The following is a 26,769-nucleotide window of genomic DNA, read 5'->3' as shown; positions in this document are numbered from 1 at the left end:
AGGTCGAACCGCGCGGCCCCATCGAGACCGAAGCCGCCCGCCGCCTCGCCGACGACCTCAAGAACGAGTGATCACCCGATTACCCAACACTTTCTGAGAGGGGATCAACCGCTGTGCCCACCACCACCTCGCCCGTGCTGACCGAGCAGCAGGCCCGCCACTTCCGCGACCTCGGTTACCTGCGCCTGCCCGATGCCGGTCTGCCCCAGCGCCTCCTGGACGACGTCGCCGAGGCCGTCCGCGCCCGCGCCGCCCGCCTCCCGGCCGGGCGGGCCAAGGTGTACCGGCTCTACCAGCACGACCGCGCCCTGATGCACCGCCTCGTCGCCCACCCCGCCCTGACCGGGCCGCTCACCGCGCTGCTCGGCCCGAACGTGGTCTACGTTCTCAACCGGCACAACCAGGGCTCCCTCAACGCTCCGGGTGCCCAGGAGGTGCGGCTGCACCGCGACATCCTCCAGCCCACCCGCGGCCTGCTGACCGCCGTCGTGTACTTCGAGGACGCGACCGTGGAGACCGGCTGCACCTGGATCGTCCCCGGCTCCCACTGCGCGCCGTACGTCGGCGTCCCGCAGCCAGACGGCGGCGGCACCTGGATGGACGAGCACCCCGAACTCGCCGACCTTGCCGACCAGGCCGTGCCAGTGCCGGTCCCCGCCGGCGGCGTCCTGCTCTTCGACGGCACGCTCTTCCACACGGTGGGCGCCAACACCGGAGGGACGACCCGCACCAGCGCGGTCCTCGGCTACCGCAGCGCGGACGAGCTCGACGCCCACCCGGACCTTGACCGGCAGGTCGTCGTCGTTGGCGCCCAGCTGTACCGGGGCAACGACCGGCCGAACTGACGCAGCGTCTGGCGAACACCCGTCCAGGAGGTTCGACCGAACCACCTCCGTGCCGATGATCCGACCTCAGCATCCGCCGGTGGTCGGATCATCGGCACGTCGCACCGCCGGAGCGACTTAACGATCTTCAAGAAACCAACGTTTGCTGAAGATCGCCGGACCAAGATCAAAAAGGCCCGCAGAGTCTTCAAAAACTCCTTCAGAAACCGGGGTGGTTCAACAACCTCAGACCACCCTTTTCTGAGAGGATTCCGGGCGTGAGCACGCCACTTGAACCCGACCAGTTCGAACTCCTGATCGCCGAGCCCGCCGTCCGGACCGAGATCCGCATCGGATAACGCACGGGTGTCCACCGGCGGACAGAAGCTCGACTGCCAGATCGACGCCCTCAACCAAGCCGGCTGCCGCAGGATCTTCGCCGACAAGAAGTCCGGCAAGGACGACGACCGCCCCGAGCTGCAGGCGTGCCACGCCTTCCTCCAGCGCGGCGACACCCTGGTGGTCCCCGCGCTCGACCGCTACGGCCGCTCCCTCCAGGACCTGATCAACATGGTCAGCGAGCTGAGGCGCCGGGAGGTCGGCTTCACCTCGCTGCACGAGCGCCTGGACACCACCACCCCCGGCGGCCGGCTCGTCTTCCACGTCTTCGCCGAGTTCATCCGCGAGCTGATCGTCTCCGGCACCCGCGAGGGCCTGGCCGCCGCCCGCGCCCGCGGCAAGGTCGGCGGCCGCCCCTCGGTCAACCCGGACATCATCAAGGCCGCGCGCGACATGCTGCCCAACCCCGGCCTGTCGATCACCGCGATCGCCAAGCTCCTCAAGATCAGCCCGGGGACGCTGTACAACCACATCCCCGACCTGCGCGAGCTCCGCACCAGCCGCATCCCCGCCCAGCTCGACGGCGGCGCCCGGTGATCCCGGGCCCGCGCCGCCTCAAGGGCGGCGCCCTCCAGCTCGGCGCTGAGGAACCCGGCCTGCCCGGACCCGTTCGGCACCTGGACCGACAGCGACGACCAGGAGCCCGGGGAGCCGGAGCCCGATGAGGCCGACGACGGCGAGCTGTGGTGCTGACCAGCACCGATGGCAGCCGGGGTGAACGAACCGCGAGGTGGTCGCCTCCTTCGCGGTTCGTTCACCCCCCACCCCCCTGAACGGACCTTCACCGGCCCAGGCCTCTTGCCGATCGTTCAGGGTGAACGGACTTCCGCATACGACGGCGGGTAGGAGACGGGTGTGAGCACGTTCCCGTGCGGCTTCGACGCGGCGAAGCTGCGGGCCGCCCGCACCGCCGCCGGCGCCTCGGTCACCCACATCGCCCGCGAGGTCGGCGTGAGCGAGCGGGCGGTGAGCCTCTACCTCGCCGCCACCCGCGTGCCCCGCCCCGAGATCCTGCCGCGCCTGGCCAAGGCGGTCGGCGTCGAACCGGCCGACCTGTGCACCGTCGAGCACGAGCGCCTGGTTCACCTGCGCGTGCTCACCGGCCGCAGCCGCGCCGAGATGGCCCGGGCGCTCGGCATCGCCGAGGAGACCTACCGGCTGCTGGAGACCACCGGGCGGCGCGGCACCCGTGCGCACTACGACCGTGCGCGGGACGAGTGGATCGCCTGGGACGACTGGGCCGCACCCGCCTTCCGCGCCACCCCCGAGCGGCTGCTGGCCGCCCTCCGCCACACCGAGGAGTACTGGCCGATGCTGCGCGAGCAGCGGTGGCAGCGGATCCTCCTTCTCCGCGACGTCGGCCGCGAGGAGCGTGCTGATCTGGGTGACCGGGCTCTGGCCGATCACGGTGCGGACGTAGCCGACGGTCATCGGTCCGGCAGCGCGTTCGACCACCGGGGAGTCGAGCCGGCGGTTGTTTCGGGTCATCGGGTTCCCGTCGCGGTGGTGTGGTGGTGGCGTTCGGCCTCGATCCAGAGGGTGAGCGGGTCGTTGGAGGCGATCTTGTCGTCCCAGTAGCCAGGGGCGGCGCGGTCGCGGACCTCTTGGACGAAGCCCCGGTAGTCGCCGGTGCGGCCGGTGAACGGCAGGGCCCGCAGCGCGGGTGTCAGGAAGAGGCCGGCCAGAGCAACGACCTCGGGATAGCCGCAGGCCGCGACGGTGAGGCTCTGGCCGTGCCCGGCCCAGGCCGGGCCGCGCAGGACGGCCCGGCGGCGGTCCAGGGCCTGGGTGAAGCGCCGGTTGTCCCACCAGGTGCCGCAAATCCGCAGCGCGTCGTCCATCGCCCGGGCGACGTCCCGCCAGCCGTGCCGGCGGATCAGCCGGTAGTGAGGGCGCTGGGCCTGGAGAACCTCCGGCAGAGCCGTGACAGCGAACTGCTGTCCGTGAGCTCCGCTCCAGCGGCCGTGCCGTAGGCAGAGGGCGGTGCCGGGCGGAGTCCAGTGCCGGGCATGGCGGACCCGCTTGATCGCCAGGCAGAGCGCGCAAACCAGGAGGGGCGCTGGACTTCATCGGCATGCGCATCATCTCCGCGGGCATCCGGCACCTGGCGGATCGTCACGACCGCGGCCACTGATACCGCGCCCCGCTCACCGCGATGGCCGTGCGCGTCCGCCGGTTCGAGGATGTGGCCTCCGTTGTCAAGGACGCCGCCGCAACGGGCCGCCACACGGGGGCTCCATGCGGCCAGCGTTCCTACCGGCGTGGTGAGGGCGCCAGCCGTCGCCGGGTTCTGGCGGCTCAGACCAGCCGGGCCGCGGCCTGGGCCAGCGCCGCGGTCGCGAGCACCGCGAACGGCCGCCCCGGTTCCATGTGTCGCTTCACGGTGCAGGGGGACACGCCTGCCCGGACCGCCGCCGAATGCGGCGTCAGACCCTCGCGCAACCCGGCCAGCACCTGCTCCTGGCGGTCGTCGCCGAACCGCTTGTCCTGGCGGTGCAGGGGCACCTGCGGCCGGCGCGGTACGTCGATCAGCTCCACCGGGTCTTCCGGCCCCAGCCCATTGATCGCGCGGTGAACTGCCTCGTCGATCCGTCCGAGTTCGTGAACCATCTGCCAGGACAGCCCGGTCCGTCGTGCCGCCGCCACGGCGTCCAATCCTTGCTCCAGCAACTCGGCGACCCTCCGACGGACCTCTGGCGACACCCCGTCGGAGCGGCGCGGCCTGTACTGCGCGGTCATCTCCGAGTGCGCCCGCCGACACCCAGGATCACGTCGACCGCGCCGGTACTCGTCCGCACTGCACACGTGATCAACAGCCACTCGAACCCCAATCAACCCAGCTCAACACAGGCCAACACAGGTCAACCCCGCGTACGCGGGGAAAGGAAGCCCTCGGCCCAGAAGAAGGGGAGGAATCCCCGCACGGGCGGGGAATGGCAGATGACCAGAGGCCATCGGCAGCGGTCGGGAACCGACTGCGCACCCCGCGAGAGCAGGGAAGGTCGGCGAGCCCAGCCAGGTCGACCGCTCCGCAGTCTAGCCTGGCCGCCTCCACCGGGTGGTCAGGATGCTGATTGTGGCCGCCGGTACCCCCCGATCCACCCGAGGTGAGAGCTACGCGGGCGGCGAGCAGCCCAGCTCAAGGGGACGGCCGACGTCGATCAGACCGTAGGACGGTACGCCGGCTGTGAAGATCCGGTTGGCGTCGCGGGTGACCTGGACCTCGGTGTCCAGCACACCGCGAAAGCACGTCCGGGTAAGAGTTCGGCCCTGGAACGCGAGGACGAACTCGGTGCTCATGGGCACCCCCAGGTACGCGTGGGCGCGCCCACCAGGCCACGTGGGGTCCAGAACAGCGCCATCGCTGGCCACGCACCACGCATGCGGCCGTGCCATGCCGTCAGGGCCCAGCGCGTACCCCTCGACGTAGACACCTCCGGTGATTCGGGCGACGCGCAGCGAGTTGCGGTGGCACTGCCCGGGCCGGCCGCGGCGGGGCGCGCCCCGCCGCGGCCATGGCCTGGCGGTCAGCAACCGGCCCTGGTCGAGTACGACGTGCTCGGCCGAGCGGGTGCTTCGGGTCGCGGCCATGGCCTCAACCGCGTTGATGAGGGCGCGTTCGTCATCGGGCAGGAGAACAGTGTGCACGAATCGAGTGTCCGGCCGCCGTGCGTGAGCGGCGAGTTTACGCACGAGGCGCTCGTCTCAGAGGGGGGTCTCCCCGACCGGGGTGACCCCGACCTATCTGTCTGAGCGAGAAGAGCCCAGCCCCCTTCCGGGTACTCGACCGCGTTCGGGTCGGGTGCGTATACGGGCAGCACGAGCACTGTCCGATCGCCGGGTTGTGCGCTGGCACGGCGACGCCCTTTGCCTGGGATCTCGGCGTGCCAATGGAAGGCTACGTCGACGGCTGGATTCCCGACGGCCCCATCACTCTCGAAGCATGAGCGCACCCCCGGAGCGGCCACCGAACTCCGGCTCCGTCGAAGCCGCCTCGCCTTCACCGCGTGCCGGACCGGCATCACGCGGTACCGCCTCCGGGGTGCCCGCTCGCCTGGCCGGTCAGGCATGGGGCGGCCGGATTCCGGGGGCCGTCAGCCACACGTGCGCGTCCGCCTGCGGCTGCGTGAGCTGCGAGAAGGTGGCCTGGATGCCGGTGGCGAACAGCCGGTCCGTCAGTCCGCGCAGTTCGTTCCGCTCGCCGCGGTCCAGGCCGGAGTAGTAGTCAGGCATGGCAGTGCCCTTTCGGTGTCGAGTGCACCGGCCGCGGATGCGGCCAGCGGATCTCACCAGGGCTGATGACGACCGGCATCGTACTGTCCGGCCCCGGGGCGGGTGTTCACTTTCGCAGGCCGGAGCGGGCACCGGGGCCCGGCGGGTTGGACGTGGCCGCGTGGACCTCCAGGGACTCGGATCGGCAATCACCCATCACGACCGGTCAGTTGAGACTCCGTCGTTGAACGCCAGGTTTTCACCCGTGAAAACCTAAACCTCAAGTTTTCACGGGTGAAAACCTGTTAGGTTGGTGCTGTGTGGGAGCCCCCGCGCAGACCCCTCTCAGAGGAGCGGCGATGGCCCGCGTCGACGTGCACGACTACTACGACCCCACGGTCGACGAGCCGGCGGTGGTGAGCCGGTTCGATCCCGGCGCCGCTGAGAAGTTCCCCGAGAACACCCGGTGGGACAAGCGGTTGAACCGGCAGGTGGGTGTGAACGCCGGAGGAGTGGACGGCTACCACCAGGCGCTCTACCGGACGGCGGGCGGTAAGTGGGTGCTCCAGCGTTGGCGAGAGGGCGCGGAGAACCAGGCGCGCTACCAGTTCCTCGACGACAGCGCGGCCCGGACCTGGCTGCGCCACAACGAGGAGGAGGACGCCGTCCGCCAGTTCTTCGGCGAGCGGGACAAGGGCGGCCGCCCCAAGATCGGAGAGAAGAAGCGGCCCACCGACGTCAAACTGCCGGAGTCCCTCCTGGACGCGGTCGACGAGCAGGCGGCCGAGGCGGGCGTGACCCGCGCCGAGATGCTGCGGCGGCTCATCCGGACCGGACACCAGGTCGGTTCGTATCGCGCCCTGGGCCGACCTGACGACCTGTGGCGTTTCCTCCGCGAGGCCGACGACTGGCTGCGGGAGAACAGGGAGGGCGCCCAGGACGCCGGTTATTCCGTCGACGAACGGGTCTTCAACGGTACTGCCTACTACGAGTACGTCACTGTGATGAGCACCGCCCTGAATGCGGCGCGCGAGGCCTTCGCCGCCGAGATGCGCCAGGCCCGGGAGGTCTACGCCCGAGCCGAGGCTGCCGAGCCCGAGGACTCCAAGGCCAAGGCCTTGGCCACAGCGTGGGGCCGGACGATGGGACTCGACACCGCGGACGAGATCCTGCAAGGACTTCAGGCCATGCTGCCGATGGGCGCCTACCACGTGATGGCCCGCGCCGACATGGACGACCCGACCGCGGACCTGGACGCGTAGCGGGGCAGCTGTCCAGGGCGTCCTGCCAATGCCGTGTGTCGGTAGGGCGTGCCACCCTCCCAGACACCCGGGCCACCGGGAATTCTCCCCGACCGGACCACGCGCGTGCTTCGGGCTCTAGTACTGCAACGGTGCTTACCGTGACGGTTGTCGGGTTAGCTCGTTGAGCTGTTCATGGGTGGGGACATATCCGAGATCGATGCTCGTCGCTGGTCGGATGGGCTGGCAGGGTTGCATGAGCGGTTTGCTCACCGGTTCGCGCGGAGTGAGTCGCGGGAGTCGGCGCTGGCTTACATGTGGGGCCTGCTGGCGCCTTTGGAGCGCAAGAACGGGTGGACGGTGGCCGAGGAGGCCGGTCATGTCGGTCCGGACCGGATCCAGCGGCTGCTGAACCGGATCGACTGGGACGCGGACGGGGTGCTCGACGACGTACGCGAGTACGTCGTCGAGCACCTGGCGGATCCGGCCGGTGTGCTGATCATGGACGACACCGGGTTCCTGAAGAAGGGTGTGCGTTCGGCCGGTGTCCAGCGGCAGTACTCCGGCACCGCCGGCCGCACCGAGAATTGCTAGGTCGGGGTCTTCCTCGCCTACTCCGGCAAGCCGGGCCGCACCCTGATCGACCGGGCGCTCTACCTTCCGAAGTCCTGGACCGACGACCGCGCACGCTGCCGGGCGGCGGGGATCGGCGATGAGGTCGAGTTTGCCACCAAGGTCCAGCTCGCCAGGGCGATGGTCCGCCGCGCGATCGACGACCAGATCCCGTTCCGGTGGGTGACCGCGGATGCCGGCTACGGCTATCGAACGATTCCGGCGACCCACGGGGAAGACTGCCCGTCTGTTCCCCGAGACCAGAAACCGCCCGTCGTCAGGCCGGACCGTCCAGGGGGTGCCCCGTCCACTCCGGCACAGGCTCCGGGTGGAGGATCTCGTCCACCACGGCTCCGCCCAGGCCAACCACGGCAGCCACCTCCTCCTCGTCCATACCCGCCGCGACAGCCGCCGTCACCAGCCCTGCACGGCGACTGGCCACCCGCTGCGGATACTCGTCACCCTCCAGGTAGCGCGTGCGCCAGGCCCCGGCAGCGATCTCCGCCCAGTACGTCTGACCCCGGCCCTTCGGCACCGGGTCCGTGAAGTGCGCCGGGCAGCGCGACCCGGGACCGGCCGGCGCAGGTTCCTGGCACTCCGGGTGCCCGCACAGCTCCAGGATCGCGATCCCGAACAGCGGATCACCACCACAGAGCACCCGCAGCGACGGACCGCGATCGCTCTCCGGGCACCGCAGCACCACCTGGTCCCTGAGCGGCCAACCGGTCTCAACCACGAACGGGCCACGCTGCTGTCGACTCGGGCTCCACCACTGACAGATGTGCCCGGCCACCGCCAGCGCCACCAGCGGGTGCCACCTCACCACCGCGCCCGCGTGCTCCGACGTCGGGAACTCCAGTACCACCGGCGTCGGGTCCCGGTCCGTGCCGGCCCGCTCGATCGACTCCATAGCCACCCGGATCAGATCTCGGGTCAACACCGTTTCCACCACTGCCTCCTGAGGGCATACGGACAAGCCGCGCTCGCACGGCACCGAACCGGCCGTCCGGCATCCCTTCAGGGCTGATGAGGGGACAGCGTCACCGCCGCCCACAGGCCACAGCGTAGCGGCTACTCGTCGGGGGCCGGGAAGTCGACCGGCGGCCCTGAACGTCGGCGCCGCTCGGGTCACCTCGGGCTCCGCCCGAGGTGGGGCGGTGGTGTCCTGGCCTCCTTAGTGGCTCTGCGCTGCTCCTGCCGGAAGGCGGTCACCATCGCCAGGGAGTCTGGGCCGGTGACGTCGGCGGCGGAGCGAAAGACGCTGTCCTCACCGTAGACGCCGGCCGCGTCACGCCAGCCGTCCGGCCGGATTCCGCAGCGTTTGCCGAGGAGCGCCACGAAGATCTGCGCCTTCTGCCGACCGAAACCCGGCAGTTGGCCCACCCGGCCCAGCAGTTGCCGACCGGTGGCCGCTCCCTCCCACACCTCGGCTGGGCCGCCGAAGCCGCGGCCCCGAAGGCGCCGTAGGAGAGCAGACGCCCCGTCAGCGGATGGTCGACGATGCCGGTGGTGCAGCGCCGGCCCGAGGAGTCGCACCACCGGCGCGGTTTACGCGGCGGCGCGGGCGGCGGGCACCGCGGCCTGGGCTGCGGCCTGCGCGGCCGACTTCTTCGCGTGCCGGGAGCGACGGAAGAGGATGCTCTCGGCCTCAATCTGGAAGCGGGCGGTGGCCGTGATGTCGGGCCGATGCCGACCACGGCCTGGCCCAGGGCTGTGATCTAGCGGTCGTGGCCGGTCCCAGGAGCGTGGGCGACGTCCTCCCAAGCGTGTTTGTTGGCCATGAGCCGGGCGGGGGAGGCGCTCTGACGGGGCGCGCTGTGAGGGCCGCAACGGAAGGTCGACGAAGACCCAGACACCGACGCCCGGCTCGACGGCCTGGCCGACGAGAGCGGCCGAGATGACGTGTGCGCAGGTGACGGCCAGCTCGGGGGCGACCAGGAAACCCGCTCCTACCGGCCGACTCAGTGCGTCGTGGATCCGCAACACCGCCGCGTCCAACGACTTCGGCGCAACTCCGTCGATGGGCCCGGGAACTGGCGCTGTCATGAAGCGGGTACCTCCGAGACAGGTTCGGCGTCCTCGTCCGGGTCGCCGGCAGGGGTCCGACGCCAGGTCAGCGAGACCTTGAAATTCGCCTCGGCCGAGGTGCTGGAGATCACCACATCCGCCTCCGCGGACAGCGATAGCCCGAACTCGATCCCGATCTCGTCCGGCGCATTGACCATGCCACGGAAACCGTCGACGAAGTTCTGCGCCACCGGCCTGACCCCTGCCAGCATCTCGCCTAGTGACCGTGTGGCGCGTGCCACCACCTGGCCTGGCCTAGCCACCTGCACCAGGCCTTCCGCGGCCTGCTCGATCTCGACCCTCACGACGTCCGGTCGTCCGTCCGCCGAGCCGATCGGTAGCTCAACGAGATACGCCATATCTCCCCCTCGGAGCCTTCCATGCGTCATGCATGAGCGTCCCTGTCCCCGTACCGATCCCACTTAACCGGCTGCCGCGAACCACGCGAACCGCGCCGGACCGGAACGATGGAGCCACCGTACAAGGCAGCCTCCGGAGCCGCCCCCGGAACAGGCGTAACCGCCAACAACTCATATGTGAGCACTTAGACTTACCGATCAAGGCCATCGATCAACGCCACCGGTACCGCGAGAGGCGAGCGTACGCAAGGCCAGCCTCAGTCTATTTCCCCGCGGCGGCGATATCGGGGCAATGAGGCCGCCCTGCCGAGAGACATGTGGGACGTCTGGAGGCTCCCCGAACACGATTTTTGCCGAGGATCACCACCCGGTGGGCCAGCAGCAGCTGGTAGGTGGAGGCGCCGTCGGGTGGGGCGTCGGGAGCTGACCCGTCACCGGCGCCTGAATACCTGTCCCCGCACTGCCGCCGCCCGGCCAACCTGTCCTTCGAGGGCCGGGCAACCCTGATCCTCCACCCCGCCAGCACCGGCCTCCACTCGAGCCAGTGCCGTAACACCGTTCCCGGCCCAGGCTGGCGCAGACCGAGACCACTGTGCGGCGCCGACCTCGCCCGTTCCGACGCCCCGCCGCCCCAGACCGAGGACCTTCACCGGCTCCTGGAACTCCAGAGGCGCCTGGAACACCACCTGGCCACAGCCGGCGCTGGCAGCCCGCCCGAGCACGGGCGGTACTTCTTCAACGACCTGGTCGCCGTCAGCCAGCTCACTAAGAGCGTCCGCCAGTAGGTCATCGGATGCGGCGGCTCCGGGGGCGGGTGTCCCAGCGGTAGAGGGTCCAGGCGCGTCGGATCAAGCAGCGGACGGTGATGATTGCGCTGGCCAGGGCGATGAAGAACTCGACGGCTTCTCTTCGTCGTTCGGTGCAGCGGCGGAGCTTGCCGAAGTTGTTCATCCAGGAGGTTGGGACGGTGCAGACGGTTGGCACGGGACTACGAGCGCAAGACCGCGCATGCCGAAGCGATGATCAAGGTTGCCATGATCTGGCTCATGGCCGCCCGCCTCGCCGGCGAGGAGGTCGAACCGCGCGGCCCCATCGAGACCGAAGCCGCCCACCGCCTCGCCGACGACCTCAAGAACGAGTGATCACCCGATTACCCAACACTTTCTCAGCCACTACAAGCGCCGAGGCCACACCCCATAACTGTGATTGCAGTACTAGCAGATCGGTCTTGCAGGCAGGGGTACCGGCAGGCCCGCTCGCTCCTCCGGGGTGAACGTGCGGTGACCGACGATGTCGCACAGCTCGCGTTGCCAGAGCGTCGGGTCGAGGGTGAGCGGGCCGCCACTCCCACTCTCGACGTAGAGCACAGTCGTGCCGTTCGCGGAGACGTCCGCGAAGGAGTACGAGCTGTCTGCGAACCTGTGGCGCGGACGGCCGAAATCGTAGGAGTCGACGTACGCGTCCTTGCCGACCTGGTAGATCCGGACGGTGCCGTTGGCGGCGATCAGATAGCGACCGTCGCCGTCGACGAAGCCGGCCCACCACCGAGTCGCGGAGTCCTCTGCGAGGCTGCGCAGCGGGCCGATCTCCTTGCGTAGTGGATCGCGCCGCCACAGCTCGACGACCGATCCGTGCCGGAGCAGCGCGAAGTAGCGTCCGCTCGCGTCGAACTGGAAGGCGATGGTGTCCTCGGGGGCCTGAATGGTCGTGGTGGTACGGCCGGTGGTCACATTGACCACGCGGATGACGGGATCGCCCCGGAGCAGCACGGCGACTTGGTTGTCCGCTGGGTAGGGGCCGATGCCGATGTCGGGCACACCGTCGTCGTTGTTGCGGGGGTGGAACACGGCGGTGTCGAACTGTGCGATCTGGTGGCCGGTCGTGGCGTCCCACTGCTGGACGAGGGTGCCGGAGAGGGTCACCAGGTGTCCGCCGCGGTCGAAGTAGTACTGGACGGCCCCGGGCTTGGATCTCGCGGGCGGCGGCATGGGGGTGGTGATCAGGGTCTTCTCCCGCAGGGTGGAAACCTCGCGGACGGAGATCAGGTTGACGCCCTCGCGGTCGGCGAGGAGTTGTCCGTCCTTGCTGAACTGGATGCGTTCTTGAGGGTCGACCCAGTACGGCTTCGCGCGCGGCGCACGAGCGAGCACGCGGTCGTCTTTCGCGGAGTTGGACGTCAGGAGCAGAGCTGATCCGTCGTCTAGGACCGTGACGACGTGGCTGCCGTCGTTGGTGAGCGTGGTGACGCTGACGCTCTCCGTGCCCGGGCCGGTGGGCAGTTCGGTGTAGCTGATGGTCGAGGAGTCGTCGTTCCCGACGAGAAAGAGCCGCCCATCGGCCGACACGAGGTCTTCCTGGTGCGATGAGGTGTCGGGCAGCCCCCGCCCCTCGGAGACGATCGCACCCCGGTCCAGGTCGACCACGAAGACTCTACCGCTGCCACCGGAGAATGCGAGGAGGTGCCCCGTCGTATCCGTCGCCATCATCCCGCAGGAGCCGTTCTGGTGGAACGGTCGTCCCTGCTCGGCGCCGTCGGAGATCCGCTGGAGGGTGAGGACCCTCTGGTCCTCGCCGACCTGGCGGCAGACGACGACCGCTGTCCGGTTGCCGGACAGGACGTACCGGTCGGCGTCCGTCAGCACGGGCCGGGCGCTGCTCGTGGCCATGTCGATGCTGACCAGACGGTTGCCGTTGGCACCCGCGGTCAGGGTTCCCACCAGTACGGTCCGGTCGTCGGGGCCGATCCACAAGTTGCCGAGGACGCCGTGGGGAACGGTGGCCCGGCCAGCGAAGGAGCCGTCGGCCAGGTTCCACCACACTAGGACGTCCTCCACCTGGACGGCGGCGATCTTTCCGTCCGCCGATATGGCGGCCCCCATCCCGTGGGCGTTGTCCTTCGCGAATTCCGGCGCCCTGGGCATCCGGTGGATCGGACCGATGGGCTCGTCGGCGTTCGCGTCGACGTCGAACCAGACGACGGTGCCGTCCTCGGCCTCGAACCCGGCACGTTTGCCGTCCGCGGAGACTAGGGGATGGAGGACGTAATCGTCCACGGGAACCGCCTCGCTGCGCACCTGGCCGGTGGCGGCGTGGGTCCAGAGCACGGCCCGGCCGAGGCCGGAGCGGGCCAGCACCACGTTGCCGTCCGCGCTGGTCTGGAGCAGCTTGACCTTCCCCGGCAGGCCGGAGAGGACACGGGCTGCGAGGGAGTACGTCATGTACTGCCGTAGCAGTTGGTTGCGCGCCTCCCGGGTCGGCGAGGTCTGGTACGCCGCCAGTGCCAGCATCACCGACTTGACCGAGTCGAAGCCCTCCTCGTCCTGCGATGCCTGCGCCAGGGCCCGCGAGTTGGCGAGCGCCGAGCGCTCCCGGCTCTGCTGCCGGGTGTTCAGGAAGAGCCCGCCGAAGACCAGCGACGCCGTGATGACGAGTACAAGCCCGGAGGTGAGGATGCGTCGCCATCGCCTCCGCGAGCGGTGGTGCGCGCGTCCCTGCTCCAGGTAGTCGCGTTCGGCCTTGCTGAGATCCGTGCCCCGCTCGTCCAGCCACTCCCTCGCGGAGGCCAGGGCGATGGTGGTCGGCAGGAGCTCCGGGGAGCATTCCGCGCTCTGCCAGCGCTCCAGGTCGTGCCGCAGGGTCTCTCGCCAGGCGAGGAACTTCCGGTCGGTCGACACCCATGTCGCGAGCCGGTTCCAGTTGCCGATCAGTGCGTCGTGCGCCAGTTCCACGGTTTCGGTGCCCTCGGCGCTGCTGCCGGCGACCAGCAGCCGGGTTCCGATGAGCCGCTGGGCGAGCCGCCATTCGCCCTCGTCGAGCTCGGTGCGCAGTGCGGTCCTGCGGATCGCGGCCGCCGTCCCAGCCGGTAGCCGGATGAGCCGTGTGAACAGCCGACGGGCCACCGGCTCGTCCTCCGGACCCACGTGTTCTTCCCAGACCTGGTCAGCGTGGTCGCCGAGCGCTCCCGCGACGCCGCCGAGTTCCTCGTACGCGAGCAGACTCAGCTCGCCGCCGCTCTGCCGCCGCCAGAGCAGGTCGAGACTCAGGCCGAGCAGCGGAAGGGCGCCGGGCTCGGCGTTGGTGTCCCGCAGAATCCGCTCGACCAGGCCCGCCTGGTAGCGCACGCCCGGGACGGCGTCCACCGGTGCGGCGATGACCTCGCGAAGCTGCTCCGGGCCCATCGCTCCCAGCGCGTAGAGGTTTCGGTTGAGAAGGTGACCGAGGCTGGGGTGTGTGAGGGCCGACTCCAGGAAATCGGCGCGCAGGGTCGTCAGCACATGGACGGCGGGCGGCAGCGTGTCGCTGAACAGGACGTCGGCGAACGCGTCGCCACCCGCCGCGGCGGTCGTCAGCAGCTCTTCCAACTGGTCGACCACGACGAGGAGCCGGGTGCTCCCGTGAACCTCCAGCAGCTCCGCCGCGAGGTCCGCCAACGTTCCCGGTCGGGTCAGGTCGCCAGTCAGGGTGTTCAGCTTGTTGAGCCGCTCGGTGCCGGACAACTCCGGTTCCAGCAGTCGCAGCAGGGCCGCGGCGAGGGCAGCCAGCGGGCTGCTGCCGGATCCGGGCCGCACGACCACTGCCAGGTCTCCGGCCACCCGTCGGCGCGGTACCACGCCGGCCAGCGCGAGCGAGGACTTGCCCGAGCCGGAGGGCCCGACGACAGTGGTCCAGCGCTTGCGTGCCACCAGCGCGGCGACCTTCTCACTCTCGGCTTCCCTGCCGTGGAAGATCGCCGCGTCGGCCTCCTGGAACGCCAGCAGGCCGCGAAACGGTGAGGGCGGCAGTGCGAGATCGCGCAGCTGCGGCCAGGCGGCGACCAGGCCGTCCGTGGGAATCAGGTAACTCACCGGCGGATCGCCGGACTCGGCCACCGCGATCATGCCGACCACGCCCACGAGGTCGTCGTCCCACACGGGGCTGCCGCTGAACCCGCCAGAGACCCGGTAGCCCTCGCCCACCAGGTCAGTCTGCACCCAGCCGTCGGCCTGTCGGCCCCGCAGCTCTCCGCGGTGCCAGACACCGCCTGGGCGCCCGACGGGGAAGCCGAAAGCCCGCGCGGGATGACCCCACACCTCCTGCGCGTCGATCAGCCGGACGGGCGCGGCACCGGGCAACGCGGCGCCGAGTCGCAATACCGCCACATCCCCGGCGCCGGACCCTTGTGGCGGGAACCAGTTCTCGACGGTCGCCTCGATGGTGGTCGAGCCGCCCGACAACGGCAGGTCGACGCGGACGGTGGCGCCGGCGGCCGGCGCCACATCCCGGGGCATGCCGAGTGCGGCGGAGACCACGTGCGCGCAGGTGACGGCGAGGTCGTCCGCGACCAGGAAGCCCGCGCCGATCGGATTGCCGTGGCCGTCGTGGATCCGGAGGAGCGCCGTGTCCAGCGCTCGCGGACCGCCGCCCGCAGGAGCTGGCGACGTTGCCGGTGTCATGACGCGGACGGTGTCGCGTGGCCCTCGGAGGGTGCTGTCCGATGCCAGGTGAGCGAGACCTTGAAGTTGGCCTCCGCCGAGGTACTGGAGATCACCGCATCGACTTCGGCGGACAGCGACAGTCCGGACTCCACGCTGATCTCGTCGGGGGCACGGGCCATGCCGCGGAAGCCGTCGACGACGTTCCAGGCAACCGGACGGATCCCCGACGACATGTCGCTCGGCGAGCGCGTGGCGCGCACCACGACCTGGCCCGGCCGGGCGACCTTGACCAGGCCGTCATCGGCCTGGTCGATCTCGATCTTCACGACGTCAAGCGAGCCCTCCGCCGCGCCGACCGGCAATTCCACCAGATACACCGTGCATCCCCCTGGAGCCTCTCGGACCGTGACAGGGCGAGCCGCCCTGCGGCTGCCGGGTGATGTGAAGTTACCTCACTGGCAAAGATGTTGTTCATAGAACAGAGAATTACTCCAGTGTCGTGACCAGCGTGGTATAGCGCTCCTTTGTGGATGATCGAGCGGAAGGCAGACCCGCGGACAGCCAGTCTTGCCCTGGTAGGAGGACCGCGTTCACGACTCCCGCATCGCATAAACGCCTTGGTGGCCACTGACCGAGCGGTGCCGGTCCTTCGCGCCGTGAGCACTGGCTCGATCAACGATCAGTGCTCGTCGGATGAGTCGCGGGGGTACGGCTTGCGTGCACCTACCCCAGCAGACCACTGGCCGCGGACCGGCGGAATCCGACCCGCTGCGATGTTGGCCATCAGAGTGCCGTTGTGGACGGGCATGCGGCCGCGTGCCCCGTGTGGGGGAAGCCGTCTGCAGCATCTGATGCGCCCGGCTCGCCTGGTGTCAATACCCGCCGCTATGTGGCAACTACAGGTGTCAGCCACAGCCAATGCGCCACGCCGACAATACGACTTTAAAGCGCGCCTTGAATAGATCTTAAAGTGGCGCTTTAATTGCGGCTGTCGGGGTGGCACCCCCGACACCCGGGGCCCCGGGGTGGCCAGGGCCCACAACATCGGAGCGTACCCATGTCCAGCGAACTGCGTGTGGTGTCCAGCGCTTTCCAGCGTGAGGACCTCGACCCGGACCAGGCCGCGGAGGTCGAGCGAGCCGTCGAAGGCGGCACCGAGCTGCGGACCAGCAACGCGAGGGACTCCTACGGGCAGACCCACGCCGAGATCACCGTCGTCTCCTACACGGACCCCGACGGCAGCGAGCGGTTCGCGGTGCGCGACTGGTCGCAGGCCGGGACGGAGATCCTGGACAGCGACGACAAGACCGCGGTGGTCGCGTACTACGAGGCCGCAGTCCGCGAGTGGGCGCAGGACGGCCCGTGGGACGAGACCGATGTCGAGGGCCAGATCAAGGGCCGGTTCTCCTACGTCGTCGAGACGAGCGCCGACGGCACCGCCTGGGACTCCGCCCCGAGCGGCGAGACCACGATGGGCGCACTGAACGGGACGCTCACCTACGCCGGCGCGGCCGCCGAGCTCGCCGACCCGGAGATCGGCCCCGTCGAGGACGCCAACTGGAACGTGGCGTGCTCCGCGCTCTCCGGCTACCGCCCGGGATTCCTGGACGGCGCCGAGGTCGTCACGGCGCTGCGGGTGCGCATCGAGGTCGACGGCGACCAGGTCGCCGAGCACGTCCACAACTTCCCCCCGGTGACGCCCACCCCCGAGCAGGCCCGCCAGTGGGCGCAGGACATGAGGGCCGCCCTGGAGCACAGCCTCGCCGAGCTCGACCGCGAATTCTACCTCGACTGACCCGATTCCGCAGCCCGGCCCGGGAGGCCGTCCTCCCGGGCCCCTACCACCTGACTCTGGAGTCCACCATGACCCTCCCCCTGCCCGAACACCTCGCCCACGCGCTGGAACAGAGCGATCCACTGGGACGCTACCGGGCCGTCCAGGCCGCCCGCGAGGCCGTCACCGCGTTCCTCGCCGACGTCGAAACCCAGGCTGTGCGCGATCTGATCGCCGCCCACCAGGGCAACAAGTCCGCCGCCGGACGCGAGATGGGCATGAGCCCGCAAGCCCTTAACGACTGGCTCAAGCGCCGCGCCGTCCGCGACCTGGACGACGAGGCGGTGTTCACCCAGGAGCAGCCCGCCCTGTTCTTCGCGAACGAGTACGACGCCGAGGACGCCCTGCGGGACTGGCAGCTGAGGCAGCAGCGGACCGAGGACCGGCGCGACCCCCTGGTGCTGGGCGCACTCGCCGCCGGCCTCGTCCCGGAGAGCATCTACCGCTACAGCGGCATCCCGCTGCACGTCACCCGCCGCCTGCACCCGACAGACGACCCGATCGAGGTCTCCGCCGGCTTCACCAGCCTCGACGAGGTGTTCAACGACATGGCCCGCGCTCTCGACAGGCACACCCAGGCCCTCCTCGACCAGGACACCGACCGCGCCGGCCAGGACACCGCCCGCCTTTGGCACGCGGCCACCGAGAGCTTCGTGCGCAACCTCGCCCCCACCGCCCTGGAACCCGAGAAGCCCGAAACCCTGCGCGACCTGCAAGAACGCTACACGCGGGCCATGGCCGCATTCGGCCAGGCGTGGCAGGACGCGCACCCCGACGCGGACGACGCCCCGGGCGACGGCGACTGGCCCGAGGACCTGCGCGCCCTGGACACCGAGTACTGGACGGCGAGCAACGACTGGCAGGACAGCCTGCCCAAGCGCGGCTTCCCGGACATCGAGGCGCAGCTGAACCCCGACGCCTGGCTCGCCGCCGAGATCACCGAGCTGCGCCGCTGCGCCGCCGATTCCGAGCCGCCCGCGGCCGGGGAGGTCGAGGCCAGGGCCGCCGCGGCGCGCCGCCGGGCCTACGCCGACATCGCCGCCGCCTACACCCACCTGCGCCGCACCGGCACCGTCCCGCCCCTGCCCCTGCCCGCCGTCGAGGAGAAGCCGTGAACGACACCGCTGCTGATGAGGAGCTGAGCGACAGCGACGTCTACGCCCGCCTCCACCGCCTCCTCACGGAGATCGACAAGGCGGACTACGCGTCGGACCGTCAGATCACTGCCGTCCTGTTCGCCGCGCTCCACTTCTGCGCCGACTTCCCCTCGTCCGGCGGCATGCAGCACGTGTACCGGACCACCTACGGCCTGCTGGTCGGCCCCGGCGCCCACTACCGGGACACCACCGGCGATTCTCAGCACACTGCGGTGCGCAGCGTGCGCCGCCTGGCCGGGCGGATCGTCGCGCAGAGCGTCGCCAATGACCTCGCCGCCCACCCGCTCTTCGGCCACCGGTACCCGATGCGTGAGGCGGTCGAGAAGATCATCAGGTACACGTGGGAGCAGCACGGCAGCGCCGCGATGGCGTGCTTGGCCCTGCATCGCGAGGCGACCGCGTGGTCGGAGGAACTGCGAGAGGCCGGGTTGCACCGGACGGTCCAGGTCCTCGCCTCAGCCGCCGCCGGCGGCGGTATGCAGGCGCTATGCCGCCAGCTGTGCATGTACTACGCCACGACCTACAGCCACGGCCGGGGCCGCGCCCTGGGGGCCGCCCTGCACCGCGTCATCTTGCTGTCCAAACTCCACCCGGCCCACGCCGCGAACGTGGGCTACGCGCGCAAACCCCGGCAGGTGGTCTCGTGATTCCCGCCGGCACCAGCGCGCTCAGCCACCTGCTGGACACCGTCGCACTCGCCGAACACGACGCGCAGCACGTCCGCTACGCCCCGTCCGCGGTCCTGTGGCGCGCGGTCAAGGGCGCCGCGAGGACTGCGGGCGACAGCGTGGACGCCGTCGCCGAGCGCACCTACCGGCTGGCGTTCGGCGACGGCGCTCCGCTGGGGAGTCGGACCTCGGCGCAGGCCGTGGACAGCCTGGTGGCGCGACTGATCGCTCAGTGGGCTGCCGGGCGTGCCGACGCCCATCCGGTCCTGGCCGACGCGTTCGCCCTGCGGCTCGCCCTGCGCCGGGCCATCGCCTCCCGCTGGCCCCTGACACTGCACCGCCCCGCGGCCGCCGAGGCCGACCGGCCCGTCTACGGCTACCGCGTCGTCGACGGCGAGACGGTCATCCGGCCGCGAGGTGCCCAGCAGCGACGGTCGCCCCAACTAGACGCTGTGGCGCTCAGGAGGGAGGCCGCCCGCCACGACCGCGTGCTGGGGGCGGCAGGACTGCGGGACGTGCTGCGGACGTTGTGCGGCATGGCCACGGCTGGTTCGGCGCAAGCGGACAGGATTCTGGTGCTCCGGCACAGTGGAACGCCGTTGCGGGTGGACCGTGGACTCGCTCTCGGTCCGGCTCTGCTAGACGTCATCGCGCAGGCGAGGGCGAGTCGGCTGGATCTGTGGACCGCCGACCAGGCCACACCGCGCTCTGCGATCGCCGCAACGTGAACCGTGCTGGTGGTGCAGGCTCCCAGGTCGGCCCTGCACCACCAGCGCCGTCTCACCCTCGTGAACTCGGTGGCGCGGTCGGAGGCCTCTCCCAGGCCGGCGGTTCTGGCGGACAAGCCGGCCGGGGGAGTCCTCAGCCCGACCCCGTCGGCCGAAGGCGCGCGTCGCCCTTGGCTCGGCCGGTCGAAGCGCCAGGCAGGTTGCCCGGACGGCCAGGCTCACCCCCTGCGGCCCGGGCAAGACCACCCGCACGGGCCTAGCGGCTCGGATAGAACGGACATGTCGACGGTTCAGCCGATCCGTCGTCCCACGAGAGGAATCGATCACATGAGCATCTTCGCGGATCTCGCGGCCGCCGCCGCCGAACTGCGCGAGCGCCCCCACGACGAGCAGTTGGCGTACCTGGGACAGCTCCTGACCGACGAGCGGCTCGACCGGTGGGCCGGGCAGGCCGCGGTGGTGCCCGGCCAGGGCAGCGTCCGCGACGAGCTGCACAGCTTGCGGACCCTGATCGAGGTCCGGCGCGGGGACCTGTCGCAGTTGTTGGGCATCCTGCCGCAGGAGGCGATCGAGAGGCTTCTTGACCCCGAAATCGTCCACTCCTGGACGAAGTTGGACGCGGCCGCCACCACCTGCGAGAAGGGCCTGGGTGGTGCGCGTTCGACCATCACCGCTTACCGCGGTTTCGTGCACGCCGATGCGCAGGACGCGGAGCGGCTGCTGGGTACCCTGATCGGCCGGATCGAGCGGTTCCCCGTCGAGGTCCGCAGGAACCGGGCCGCGGCCGCGCGCGGACTGCGCGCGGCGCACGCCGCCCTGGAGCGGCGGCTGCGCACCGCCGCCTGTGCCCTGCCTGCACGTTCCACCGAGCGCCTGCTGGCGCGCGCCACCGCCGCCTGACCGCCGCCCCTGCGACCCGCAAGGGAACCAAGCGCCCATGGACACCACCGACACCCAGCCCACCGCCGCCGGGCCGCGAACCGTCCGCCCGGGCGAGCAGGCGTCGCGGTGAGCCGCAGCAGGCAGGTCGCCCAGCTGGCCCGGCACCACGCCGAAACCACCGGCGTCGCCCTGGCGATGGACTACGACCAGGGCCAGGCCACCGGAGAGGACGGTGATCGGAGGCTTCAAGGCCGCCATCCTCGCCTCCGAACCGGACCCGCTGCGCGACATCCTGTGACCGCTCCCGCTGTGCCGGCGGTTCCGGCAGACCGCCCGGGCCCACCTGCTCTCCAACGACGGCACGGCGAGCGACTGGCAGCAGGTCAAGCGGCCCGGCCCGAGGATCTGTTGGGACTCGGGCCGGCGCGACCCGCCTCAGCTGAGCTGCCCGAGCTACACCGTTGTGGAGCCGGGCGTGCCCGGCTCCACAACGGTGCTGGGCCGGATCGCAGAGCCGAGTGCGCCTCCGAAGGTGACGAACGCATAGGTGTCGCCAGGCTCCGGCGGGCGGGTCCAGGAACGGGTGGTGAAGGTGTGCAGCCGGCCCTCGGTGAGTGCGAACCGGGGCAGGCCCACGCCGAACTCGGCGGCGATCGCTTCCAGTGCCCGCCGCTCTCCTGTGCGATCCGGTTCCCCCGCGCCGTCCGGCCCGCCCTGACCGGGGGCGGCGGGGGAGACGAACAGGGCGGCCGGGTCGAGTGCGGGAGGTATCGGGCCGTCACCGCGGTGGATTTCGGAGCCGTCGACGGTGAAGGCGTACCGCTGGACGCCCTGCTCGGCGGCGGAGAGGTGGAACAGGCCCCGTTCCGGCACGCACCACACCACCAGTGCACGGGCGCCGGGTGAGGCGGCCCCGTCCTGCGAGGCGGCGACGGCCGGGGACACGTAGCGCGCCGCGTCGTAGCTTGCCGGGAACGGGTCGAAGGCGAAACTCCAGCTGGCACCGCCCGCGTGGCCGACGGTGACGACCGCGCAGTCGTCGTAGGTCGGGCTCGCGCCGCCCTGGAACAGGCTCCGCTGGAGCTCCTCGCGCGTCATCGGCGCACTGAGCTCCGCGCGCTCGCCGCCCAGCCGCGCGGGCAGTTCCGCCGGGGCCGCGCCCTCGACCAGCACGAAGCGGTACGGCCTCGGGTGGCTGTTGTCTGATGGTGGCCCGGCCAGCCAGGCGAGCCCGTTCTCGCTCTCCGGCACATCGTCCGGCCCGGTCCCCGGATCTGCTGCGGCTGCGTTCGGCCCCGCGCCCCGCGGGGTGGCCAGCAGGATCCGTCCCCGTTCCGGAGTGATCACAGGTCCGAGGACGGAGTCGGCCAGTAGCCCGACCGGCGCGAGGTGGTCGGGCCCGAGCGGCGCCCAGAGGGGGAGTCCGGCGAGCAGCATCTGCCAGGCGGCCTCCGTGCGGCCCCAGCGTGCCTGCTTGCGGGCCCGCTCGACGGCCTCGCCGAACGGGCCCGGAGTGTCGTAGCGGAACGTCCCCTCCACCACCTCGCGCAGGATCTCCTCCGCGGCCTCCCGGCGTTCCTCGGAGCCGGCCTCCACCTGACGGGGCCAGTCGGCCGCCTCCCGCCGCCACCGCACGTGCTCGAGCGCCAGCAGCGGGACCAGCTCCCGGAAGTAGAGCGTGTCGCGGGCCAGCCCGTCGTAGGACACCATGTACGTCTCCCCTTGGAGACGGCGCAGCTGGTCGAGCATGCCGTGGGCCCGGGGCCGGCCGAACCCGGCCGCCTCGGTGAGTGAGATGGCCGCCCGCTCGTACGCGCCGCTCAGCGCGTCCAGCCGGCCCGTCTCCACCAGGGCGTCCAGCCGTCGGGTGGTGTCGTTGGCGAACGCCCGGCCCTCACGGTCGGCGTGGTTGGCGGCGAGGCGATGGAACTCCTGGTACTGCGCGAGCATGAACTCCTGGAAGGAGGAGTACCTGGTCGGCGGACAGTGTGCCCACGATGTGTGGCAGTAGACCGCCCACTCGCCGTCTTCGTCCGTGTCCAGCGGATCGAGCAGGACGGTCGTCATGTCGGATTCGACGTCCAGCTGCAGCGCGCGTTCCCACATGCCGTCGAGCTCACCGTCGTGGTAGTACTCGCTGAGGCCGTGTCCGTCTTCGTGCCAGCGGGCCTGTCCGGTGCCGGCCAGCCGGTAGATGAAGCCGCCCGCGTGCCGCCAGCCGTCGGTGACCGACAGGAATGCCCGGTAGGACGGCGGAAGCTGACATCCCAGCCGCTTTTCCGCCGCCGCGATCCGTTCCGCGGAGGCAGTCTCGAACCCGAGCCAGCGTGCCCGCCAGGCCCCCTCGTCCTCGGCGGACCTCGGCTCGTCCGAGTCGTCGTACGTGCCGACCCACTCCTCGCTCCATCGGGTCAGGAACGAACGCCAGTCGAAGGTCTCCTCGGTCATGGCGGTGATGCTTGCACGTACCACTGACACTGATAGTGCCAACCGGGTCCCCGGCGGTCGTGGCTCTGCCATCGCCCGACGCACTCGTACTTGTTGCTGGGTTCCTGACCGTCAGCGGTTCCGCCGTGGGACTGGCACCACGCTGGTGGCGCGTCGACCTGCCGGGGGAGGCTGTCACCGCTGGGGGGGCTGTTCAGTACGAGCCGACAGGTCGGTTCCTGCGCCCTGCGAGGACGGCTCCGGGGGTTCTCACTCGGAACTCGGGGGAAGGGGTTCGGGTTCGGGCGCTGCCTCGTCCTGGAGATGCGCCTGGACCGAGCCAGCTTCGAGTCATGGGCGAGGACGATCTCATCTGCCAGGTTGGTGATGCGGATGTTCCCGCTGGCGAACTGGACGGCGATGCCGGCGGCGAAGTCGAGGTTCCCGTCCGTTCACGTTTTCTGCCGATCCAGCCGATCCGCGCGGGCGGCGGCCCAGGGGCTCTGCTGCCGGATTCTGATCTTGTGGAAGTACCGCCGCATCGCTGCCGCGTCCTTTTGCCAGTCGGCCACTTTGGCGATCTGGTCCTCGGGAACCCCGGCCTCCTTGAGCACGGTGGCGCCGCCCGCGCGCAGCCCGTGCGCGGTGACCTTGGCCGCGGTAGGCGCGTTGAGCAGTGCGTTGAAGCCGCGCTCTACGCGGGCGGCTTCGTCCAGGCCAGCGAGGCGTCGCTCGGCGGCCTTGGCCAAAGTTTTCACGTAGCCGTTGATGGCCTCGCCGCTGAGGAAGGACAGCTCGGTCCACTGCTCGTCCGTCAGCTCGTGTGGCTGCCGGGGATCGCATGTCCCGTCCTTGTGCAGAGGGCAGGTCTGCGGGGTGAGGCGCACAGCCAGGCGACCGGCCTTGTCCATGGCACGGAACGCGGCCTGGGTCTCGGGCTGGCGGATCCGGCGTCCGTACTCCAGCCAGGTGCGCATCCGGCGGACGGGGCACAGCTGCGGGGCGTCGTCGCGGGCGGGCACCCAGCCCTCGTACACCGAGCCGTCCTTGCGGGTCTTGCGGTCGACCAGGCGTACCTCCATGCCGTCCGCGTGGAGGGTGAGGTGGGTGACGACCAGGCGGGCGAGCTCGATCCGGCGGGTCAGCAGGTGGAAGCCGAGGGTCAGGATCGCCGCGTCCCGAAGGTCGGCCGGCCGGCCGCGCTCGTCGCAGACCGCGACCATGACCTCCAGGTCGGCTTCCAGGACGGCCGGGGACTGCTTCTCGGTGTTGGTCTTCGACCACTGTGTGCGGAACGCCGCGATCAACTCGCGAACCTGCAGAGTACCTGGCCGGGTGTGACCCGGGGTCTCTCCCTCCTGCCAGGTGACGACCGCGCTGCTGTAGACCTGGACCGTGTTCGGGTCGTAGGTGCCGCTCTTGATCATCCAGCCGACGTACTCGATCAAGGTGGCGGTGGTGCACGGAAGCGCGACCCGGTTCCGCTGTGCGCACCACCGCTGGAACAGGCTGACCTGGTTGTCCTTGTTCCGGGCAGTGTTGCCCCGACAGGCAGCCTTCAGCAGTTCCTCGGTCTCCGGGGAGATCACGAAGTCGGCAAGGCTGTAGTCCGGCGCGAGGGCCTGCGGCAGCGGCTGGCCTGCGACCAGGACGGTGTCGCGGTGGAAGCCGCTGAGGTCCAGGCCCAGGGGCTCGCGCACTGCGGGCAGGGCTTGCTGGTCCTCGTCCAGCAGTTCGGCGTCGATGACCTCGGCGGCAGATGCTTGGTTCAAGGGCAGGGAACCTCCTGTGCGAGGGGGCCGGGCTCCCCGAGCGGCGGTGCAGGCGTGTTCGGGAGGGCCAGTGCGCCCGGCGGCAGGCCCGCTTTCAGGACCACGTCGTTGACGTCGGCTTGGAGGTTATCGGGGTCGTAGGTGAGCGCTGCCCAGGTCCGTCGCCGGGCCTGGGCAGCGCGGCGGAAGGCGGCGTGCAGCGGCACGCCGAGGTAGAGGAGAGCGCCGCCATCGGGGATGGTGGTGTCGGCCACGGCGCCCTGAGCCGTCAGACACCAGGCGTGTTCGAAGACCGGAAACATCAGCGGCGCATCCGAGACCAGGACGAATCCCTCGACGTACGTGGCGCCGGTGGCGTCGGCGTACCTGCTGGCCTCCTCGAAGCAGCGGCCGGGCCGCCCGCAGGGCCGGTCACCAGGCCAGGGGGAAGGGTGGTAGATGACGCCGAACTCGGCAACGAGCGCGGCGAAGCTGCGGTAGCGCCAGGTGTCGTTGCCCGAGTGGAGTCGCGCGTACGTGTCCACCCACTGCCGCAGCTTCTGCTCGGCTGCGCCGGCGGTGCCGGTCACGAGTTAGCCCGCTGAGGTCGGTCGGCGGCTGGCTCGGGGGCAACCGGAGAGCGGGTGACTTCCATCCAGACGTTGGCGGGCCTCCAGGTCACGGTGTAGCCGTGATGAGGAGCCTTCTCGACGGCCCACCGGTAGTGCTCCATCACCTCGGGGAGGCCATCCAGGTCATTGCCCATGAGGGTGTACCCCCCGGCGAGGCGGTACCGCACCTCGATCTGGTGCGAGGACTTGACTGATCGCGAACCGTCGCGGCCTCCGCGGGCGCGGAAGACGAAGCCCTCCCGGTCGTCACCACCGATGGCCAGCCCCATCGCGCTGAACAGAAGTTCAGCCTGAATGAGCGTGATCTTCTTCGCGGGACTGCCTGCTGTGGCTGGCTGGACTGCCCCGGCTTCCGGAACAACACGTTCAGTCGCCGGTTCGTTGCGCGGATCGTCCTCCTCCACGGCCTGCATCAGGTCAGCCACCAGGGCGGACGGGTACTTCGGGTGGTCGGCCCACTTCCGGGCCTGCTGGATCAGGTGCCCCAGGTGCTTGCCCGCCAAATCCAGGCGGCCGGCGGTGAGTGCCATGTCCACGGCGCCGTGGGCGTAGGAGGTGGCGCGGAGTATCAGACCGAGGCCGGAGTAGAGGCCTTCGGTGGTGACGTGGACCTGCTCTTGAGCGCAGCGGTTGATGAAGCCGGCCAGCTCGTTCACCTGGTCGCGGACAAGCGCGGCCGACGGCCCGCGCTCTCGGCCGGCGAGCAGCGCGGCCATCTGGACGTTGGTGTCCTTCCGCAGGCGGGCGATGTCGTCCAACTGCCCTGTGTCGGTGGGCCATGCGCGCCGGGCTGCCTGGTCGAGGAGCGCTTCCAGCTGGTGGAGCGCCATCGTCTCGGTGAAGCCGTCTGCCGCAGCGGCTTCGCCGAACAGGGCGGCCTCGCTCAGCATGCTGTCCACCGACCGGGCGGCCAGGTGGGCGGCCGTCGAGTCGACGGCTCCGCCGACCTGGGGGTGCTCGTTCACGCGGGCAGCGATGACCTGGTGCAGGCGGCGGATGCGTTCGTGGTATCCGGCTCGCTCCAGGTCTTCGGCGGAGTCGTGCGAGTGCTGCTCCATGCAGAAGTGCCTTTCTGATCGGTGCTCTCTGGTGCTGGCCGTCAGTCCGTACTGCAGCAGCGGGTACAGGGTCTCGGGGCGTTCGAGGAAGCCGGTGCCGAACCTAGGGTTCGGGCGTAGCGCGCGGGCGGCGGCCTCGTTGTCCGGTGCGCTCATGCGGCGGCCGGGTCGGCGGCGAACGGGTCCGGGACGGGGGTGGCCGCGACCCAGCCGGTGGCGGTCTCGTACTCCATGCCCGAGGTGACGTGCCGGATTCGGGGCGTCACCTCTCCGTCAAACAGCACCCGCAGCCGATGGCCGGCGGTGTCCTCGACCGTGCCTTCGCGGCCGTCGTGCCGGACCCGGCCGCCGAGTGTGACGCGGATGCCCAGGCGGCGCTCCAGCCGGTAGTAAGTCGCGATGTGCTCCAGGTCGGCGGCCTGTCGGCGCCGGGTCTGGTCCTCGGGGTCGTCGTACGTCATGCCGGTCTCCTTGACGGGGCGTGAGGTGGAGCGGGGGAGCCGC

Annotated in this window: 22 protein-coding genes and 3 pseudogenes; 11 read left to right on the top strand and 14 right to left on the bottom strand. The window is 70.5% G+C overall.

Going from position 1 to position 26,769, the window contains the following annotated elements:
- The first annotated feature begins 113 nt into the window (after positions 1-113).
- The 3 genes from AB0P03_RS36590 (at position 114) to AB0P03_RS36580 (ending at position 2,801) form a co-directional block, all read left to right on the top strand.
- A complete protein-coding gene (locus AB0P03_RS36590) occupies positions 114-845 on the top strand; it encodes a phytanoyl-CoA dioxygenase family protein (protein WP_363632970.1) in 732 nt (243 codons plus the stop codon).
- 345 nt (positions 846-1,190) lie between these two features.
- The gene (locus AB0P03_RS36585; RefSeq protein ID WP_363632968.1) at positions 1,191-1,760 is read left to right on the top strand and encodes a recombinase family protein; all 570 of its coding nucleotides are present in this window, start codon (positions 1,191-1,193) and stop codon (positions 1,758-1,760) included.
- Between the two features lie 318 nt (positions 1,761-2,078).
- On the top strand, positions 2,079-2,801 hold the full coding sequence (locus AB0P03_RS36580; RefSeq protein WP_363632966.1) for a helix-turn-helix transcriptional regulator: 723 nt from the start codon (positions 2,079-2,081) through the stop codon (positions 2,799-2,801).
- Here AB0P03_RS36580 and AB0P03_RS36575 read toward each other — a convergent pair.
- The 4 genes from AB0P03_RS36575 to AB0P03_RS36560 form a co-directional block, all read right to left on the bottom strand.
- Positions 2,708-3,064, bottom strand: coding sequence for a hypothetical protein (locus AB0P03_RS36575; RefSeq protein WP_363632964.1), 357 nt, complete (start codon positions 3,062-3,064; stop codon positions 2,708-2,710). The two genes, AB0P03_RS36580 and AB0P03_RS36575, sit on opposite strands and share 94 nt — an antisense overlap.
- Before the next feature lie 457 nt (positions 3,065-3,521).
- Positions 3,522-3,962, bottom strand: a complete 441-nt coding sequence (locus AB0P03_RS36570; RefSeq protein ID WP_363632963.1) for a hypothetical protein — start codon at positions 3,960-3,962, stop codon at positions 3,522-3,524.
- A gap of 375 nt (positions 3,963-4,337) precedes the next feature.
- On the bottom strand, positions 4,338-4,871 hold the full coding sequence (locus tag AB0P03_RS36565; protein ID WP_363632961.1) for a hypothetical protein: 534 nt from the start codon (positions 4,869-4,871) through the stop codon (positions 4,338-4,340).
- A gap of 414 nt (positions 4,872-5,285) precedes the next feature.
- The gene (locus AB0P03_RS36560; RefSeq protein ID WP_363632959.1) at positions 5,286-5,456 is read right to left on the bottom strand and encodes a hypothetical protein; all 171 of its coding nucleotides are present in this window, start codon (positions 5,454-5,456) and stop codon (positions 5,286-5,288) included.
- Positions 5,457-5,794: 338 nt separating this feature from the next.
- Between AB0P03_RS36560 and AB0P03_RS36555 the strand changes: the two genes are divergently transcribed.
- Positions 5,795-6,697 carry a CopG family transcriptional regulator gene (locus AB0P03_RS36555; protein ID WP_363632957.1) on the top strand — a complete coding sequence of 301 codons (903 nt, stop codon included), beginning with the start codon at positions 5,795-5,797 and terminating at the stop codon, positions 6,695-6,697.
- Positions 6,698-6,871: 174 nt separating this feature from the next.
- Positions 6,872-7,495: pseudogene (locus AB0P03_RS36550) on the top strand (IS701 family transposase); the annotation flags it as partial.
- Between the two features lie 70 nt (positions 7,496-7,565).
- Here the strand turns inward: AB0P03_RS36550 and AB0P03_RS36545 are convergent.
- From AB0P03_RS36545 to AB0P03_RS36535, 3 genes and pseudogenes are all read right to left on the bottom strand, one after another.
- Complete coding sequence (locus AB0P03_RS36545; RefSeq protein WP_363632972.1) at positions 7,566-8,237, bottom strand: hypothetical protein; 672 nt, start codon at positions 8,235-8,237, stop codon at positions 7,566-7,568.
- Between the two features lie 1,093 nt (positions 8,238-9,330).
- Positions 9,331-9,714: a CU044_2847 family protein gene (locus tag AB0P03_RS36540; RefSeq protein WP_363632956.1), complete on the bottom strand. Its 384-nt coding sequence runs from the start codon at positions 9,712-9,714 to the stop codon at positions 9,331-9,333.
- A 786-nt stretch (positions 9,715-10,500) separates the two neighbouring features.
- A pseudogene (locus tag AB0P03_RS36535) lies at positions 10,501-10,671 on the bottom strand (IS5/IS1182 family transposase); the annotation flags it as partial.
- A 2-nt stretch (positions 10,672-10,673) separates the two neighbouring features.
- On the opposite strand from AB0P03_RS36535, the pseudogene AB0P03_RS36530 reads away from it, so the two are divergent.
- A pseudogene (locus tag AB0P03_RS36530) lies at positions 10,674-10,856 on the top strand (IS5/IS1182 family transposase); the annotation flags it as partial.
- Between the two features lie 72 nt (positions 10,857-10,928).
- Here the strand turns inward: AB0P03_RS36530 and AB0P03_RS36525 are convergent.
- Together AB0P03_RS36525 and AB0P03_RS36520 are read right to left on the bottom strand one after the other, a co-directional pair.
- Positions 10,929-15,146, bottom strand: a complete 4,218-nt coding sequence (locus tag AB0P03_RS36525) for a trypsin-like peptidase domain-containing protein (RefSeq protein ID WP_363632954.1) — start codon at positions 15,144-15,146, stop codon at positions 10,929-10,931.
- Positions 15,143-15,496, bottom strand: a complete 354-nt coding sequence (locus tag AB0P03_RS36520) for a CU044_2847 family protein (RefSeq protein ID WP_363632953.1) — start codon at positions 15,494-15,496, stop codon at positions 15,143-15,145. The genes AB0P03_RS36525 and AB0P03_RS36520 overlap by 4 nt, the downstream gene beginning before the upstream one ends.
- Before the next feature lie 689 nt (positions 15,497-16,185).
- Between AB0P03_RS36520 and AB0P03_RS36515 the strand changes: the two genes are divergently transcribed.
- From AB0P03_RS36515 to AB0P03_RS36495, 5 genes are all read left to right on the top strand, one after another.
- The gene (locus AB0P03_RS36515; RefSeq protein ID WP_363632952.1) at positions 16,186-16,923 is read left to right on the top strand and encodes a hypothetical protein; all 738 of its coding nucleotides are present in this window, start codon (positions 16,186-16,188) and stop codon (positions 16,921-16,923) included.
- A 68-nt stretch (positions 16,924-16,991) separates the two neighbouring features.
- On the top strand, positions 16,992-18,077 hold the full coding sequence (locus AB0P03_RS36510; protein ID WP_363632950.1) for a hypothetical protein: 1,086 nt from the start codon (positions 16,992-16,994) through the stop codon (positions 18,075-18,077).
- Complete coding sequence (locus tag AB0P03_RS36505) at positions 18,074-18,766, top strand: hypothetical protein (RefSeq protein WP_363632949.1); 693 nt, start codon at positions 18,074-18,076, stop codon at positions 18,764-18,766. The genes AB0P03_RS36510 and AB0P03_RS36505 overlap by 4 nt, the downstream gene beginning before the upstream one ends.
- Positions 18,763-19,515: a hypothetical protein gene (locus tag AB0P03_RS36500; protein ID WP_363632947.1), complete on the top strand. Its 753-nt coding sequence runs from the start codon at positions 18,763-18,765 to the stop codon at positions 19,513-19,515. The genes AB0P03_RS36505 and AB0P03_RS36500 overlap by 4 nt, the downstream gene beginning before the upstream one ends.
- Before the next feature lie 327 nt (positions 19,516-19,842).
- Positions 19,843-20,415: a hypothetical protein gene (locus tag AB0P03_RS36495; protein WP_363632945.1), complete on the top strand. Its 573-nt coding sequence runs from the start codon at positions 19,843-19,845 to the stop codon at positions 20,413-20,415.
- Positions 20,416-20,850: 435 nt separating this feature from the next.
- Here AB0P03_RS36495 and AB0P03_RS36490 read toward each other — a convergent pair whose 3' ends face one another.
- From AB0P03_RS36490 to AB0P03_RS36470, 5 genes are all read right to left on the bottom strand, one after another.
- Positions 20,851-22,845 carry an SMI1/KNR4 family protein gene (locus AB0P03_RS36490; RefSeq protein WP_363632943.1) on the bottom strand — a complete coding sequence of 665 codons (1,995 nt, stop codon included), beginning with the start codon at positions 22,843-22,845 and terminating at the stop codon, positions 20,851-20,853.
- A 431-nt stretch (positions 22,846-23,276) separates the two neighbouring features.
- The gene (locus tag AB0P03_RS36485) at positions 23,277-24,596 is read right to left on the bottom strand and encodes a hypothetical protein (RefSeq protein ID WP_363632941.1); all 1,320 of its coding nucleotides are present in this window, start codon (positions 24,594-24,596) and stop codon (positions 23,277-23,279) included.
- Positions 24,593-25,165, bottom strand: a complete 573-nt coding sequence (locus tag AB0P03_RS36480) for a hypothetical protein (RefSeq protein ID WP_363632939.1) — start codon at positions 25,163-25,165, stop codon at positions 24,593-24,595. The genes AB0P03_RS36485 and AB0P03_RS36480 overlap by 4 nt, the downstream gene beginning before the upstream one ends.
- Positions 25,162-26,421, bottom strand: coding sequence for a hypothetical protein (locus AB0P03_RS36475; RefSeq protein WP_363632938.1), 1,260 nt, complete (start codon positions 26,419-26,421; stop codon positions 25,162-25,164). The genes AB0P03_RS36480 and AB0P03_RS36475 overlap by 4 nt, the downstream gene beginning before the upstream one ends.
- Positions 26,418-26,726, bottom strand: coding sequence for a hypothetical protein (locus AB0P03_RS36470; protein ID WP_363632937.1), 309 nt, complete (start codon positions 26,724-26,726; stop codon positions 26,418-26,420). Before AB0P03_RS36470 ends, AB0P03_RS36475 begins: the two co-directional genes overlap by 4 nt.
- Between the last annotated feature and the right edge of the window lie 43 nt (positions 26,727-26,769).

Origin of the sequence: Kitasatospora sp. NPDC088779, assembly GCF_040685395.1 — a bacterium.
Lineage (GTDB): Bacteria > Actinomycetota > Actinomycetes > Streptomycetales > Streptomycetaceae > Kitasatospora.
Note: the sequence above shows the minus strand (reverse complement) of the source record. Positions and strands in the feature narration are given on the sequence as shown.

What these genes read in the sequence shown, in the direction of transcription:
- AB0P03_RS36570 (WP_363632963.1), bottom strand. Translation starts at nt 3,962, where the DNA reads ATGACCGCGCAGTACAGGCCGCGCCGCTCCGACGGGGTGTCGCCAGAG.
- AB0P03_RS36525 (WP_363632954.1), bottom strand. Translation starts at nt 15,146, where the DNA reads ATGACACCGGCAACGTCGCCAGCTCCTGCGGGCGGCGGTCCGCGAGCG.
- AB0P03_RS36475 (WP_363632938.1), bottom strand. Translation starts at nt 26,421, where the DNA reads ATGAGCGCACCGGACAACGAGGCCGCCGCCCGCGCGCTACGCCCGAAC.
- AB0P03_RS36555 (WP_363632957.1), top strand. Translation starts at nt 5,795, where the DNA reads ATGGCCCGCGTCGACGTGCACGACTACTACGACCCCACGGTCGACGAG.
- AB0P03_RS36490 (WP_363632943.1), bottom strand. Translation starts at nt 22,845, where the DNA reads ATGACCGAGGAGACCTTCGACTGGCGTTCGTTCCTGACCCGATGGAGC.
- AB0P03_RS36510 (WP_363632950.1), top strand. Translation starts at nt 16,992, where the DNA reads ATGACCCTCCCCCTGCCCGAACACCTCGCCCACGCGCTGGAACAGAGC.
- AB0P03_RS36515 (WP_363632952.1), top strand. Translation starts at nt 16,186, where the DNA reads ATGTCCAGCGAACTGCGTGTGGTGTCCAGCGCTTTCCAGCGTGAGGAC.
- AB0P03_RS36470 (WP_363632937.1), bottom strand. Translation starts at nt 26,726, where the DNA reads ATGACGTACGACGACCCCGAGGACCAGACCCGGCGCCGACAGGCCGCC.
- AB0P03_RS36540 (WP_363632956.1), bottom strand. Translation starts at nt 9,714, where the DNA reads ATGGCGTATCTCGTTGAGCTACCGATCGGCTCGGCGGACGGACGACCG.
- AB0P03_RS36560 (WP_363632959.1), bottom strand. Translation starts at nt 5,456, where the DNA reads ATGCCTGACTACTACTCCGGCCTGGACCGCGGCGAGCGGAACGAACTG.
- AB0P03_RS36495 (WP_363632945.1), top strand. Translation starts at nt 19,843, where the DNA reads ATGAGCATCTTCGCGGATCTCGCGGCCGCCGCCGCCGAACTGCGCGAG.
- AB0P03_RS36575 (WP_363632964.1), bottom strand. Translation starts at nt 3,064, where the DNA reads ATGGACGACGCGCTGCGGATTTGCGGCACCTGGTGGGACAACCGGCGC.